1 protein-coding gene is annotated in these 392 nt (G+C 43.1%); it reads right to left on the bottom strand.

Features of this window, described 5'->3' with window-relative positions; genetic code table 11:
- Positions 1-161 precede the first annotated feature (161 nt).
- Positions 162-392 (bottom strand): sugar transferase (locus tag A3750_RS05945; RefSeq protein WP_197474937.1); only part of this gene is annotated, 231 nt, incomplete at its 5' end.

Genomic DNA, 392 nt, shown 5'->3' with positions numbered 1-392 from the left:
GAGTCGAGACTGAACATCAATTCATCTTCACGTTTGTTCAAAGCTACAATAATCGAAAACAATGGCTTGTCTGAATACTGCATTAGGCGACACTCCCACTATGTACTGCATTTAGGCGAAAGCTGAAAAAAACAACCGGACTTATCCGATTAACGAGATTACTAATAGGCACCTCTGCCAAATAGAACAACCGGAACGGTAGACAGCAAAATCTTAATGTCCTTCATCCAGCTCTGCTCTTTGATGTATCGAATATCCAATGACACTTGTTCTTCAAACGTCGTGTCAGCGCGTCCAGAAACTTGCCACAAGCCAGTTAACCCAGGAAGGATCTGTAGTCTTTGACGCGCAGTCATCGAATAAATATCTGTTTCCTGAACCAAAGCCGGTCT

It is taken from the genome of Oleiphilus sp. HI0079 (assembly GCF_001635105.1).
This window is presented reverse-complemented; position numbering and strand designations above follow the sequence as displayed.